2 protein-coding genes are annotated in these 1502 nt (G+C 43.3%); both read right to left on the reverse strand.

The window, feature by feature from the left end; genetic code table 11:
• Nucleotides 1-298: hypothetical protein (locus tag A3763_RS00750; RefSeq protein WP_156494784.1), on the reverse strand; the 298-nt coding region annotated here is incomplete at its 3' end.
• A gap of 173 nt (nucleotides 299-471) precedes the next feature.
• The coding region (gene hemE, locus A3763_RS00755; RefSeq protein ID WP_068759814.1) for a uroporphyrinogen decarboxylase at nucleotides 472-1502 on the reverse strand (1031 nt) is incomplete at its 5' end.

The following is a 1502-nucleotide window of genomic DNA, read 5'->3' on the forward strand; positions in this document are numbered from 1 at the left end:
CGCATATCAAACTTAGATCTTCTGGAAAGTCTGATGCATCTAAATATCGATACAATGGCGAATCCAAGTAAGCTAAAAGAGTCGCTTGAAGCACTTTAAGAGATAAATCTTCGGACATGTCGACTTCGATATCGATGGTTTTGTTATCGATATTAGTTTCGGCATCACTTTGATATATGTCAGGATCCCCAACACTTTTGAAAAAGGCTATATTTTCTAAATTATCGCAAGCCACGATCATTGTAGCGCAGATACAAATTGAAATTGCCTTAGCAAAATAGAGAGAGAGATGCCTCATTACAGTTCCTTGGGAGACCTTAAGGGTTATCTATCGATTGTATTAAAAGAGTCGCACAGGTTAAATAAGAGCCTGCTGCAAATGTGACACGTGTGGGAATTACATGGCATTTTGTGCTAGAAAAAGAAAGGGTGCCACGTTGCACCCTTAATTCTATGCATTAGATAACGATCTTAAGCGTGATACTGAGCACTCAGTTCATGAACCGCATCAACAAAGTAGCCTGCATGTGCTGGATCAACAAATTGATGAATACCATGCCCCAGATTGAATACATGGCCTTCACCTGGACCATAAGATGCCAAAATTCTAGCCACCTCATCCCTAATACCTTTTTCTGAAGCATATAGCACCGACGGATCCATATTCCCCTGCAAAGCAACTTTATCACCTACCAAGGCACGCGCTTTACCGATATCCATCGTCCAGTCAAGACCAAGTGCATCAGCGCCGGTATCAGCCATAGAAGGCAACCATAAACCGCCTCCTTTGGTAAATAGAATCACGGGGACTTTTCGACCATCGTATTCCCGAATTAAGCCAGCTACAATTTTCTTCATATAAGCCAAAGAGAACTGTTGATATGCATGATCACTCAGGTTTCCACCCCAGGTATCGAAGATCTGAACCGCTTGCGCACCCGCTTTTATTTGAGCATTCAGATAATCAATCACAGACAAGGCAATTTTATCCAATAACTGATGCATAATTTCTGGCTGAGAATACATCATCGCTTTGATATGGCGAAAATCTTTAGAGCTTCCACCCTCAACCATATAAGTGGCTAAAGTCCAAGGACTCCCAGAGAAACCAATCAACGGAACACGTCCATTCAACTCTTTACGTATGGTGCTCACTGCATCCGTTACGTAAGTCAAGTCTTTAGAGGTATCAACTATAGGTAGTTTCTCGACATCCTCTGCTGTTCGAACAATCTTCTTGAAACGAGGCCCCTCACCCGTTTCGAAATAAAGACCCAAACCCATTGCGTCCGGAATCGTCAAGATATCAGAAAACAGAATTGCAGCGTCGAGCTTGTAGCGCTCAAGAGGCTGAATTGTGACCTCGCATGCTAGTTCTTTATTCTTACACAGACTCATAAAGTCACCGGCTTGCGCTCTGGTCGCTTTATACTCTGGCAGATAACGCCCAGCTTGACGCATCATCCATACAGGCGTCACATCAACCGGCTTACGCTCTAGCG

The sequence above is a fragment of the Oleiphilus sp. HI0128 genome (assembly GCF_001635365.1).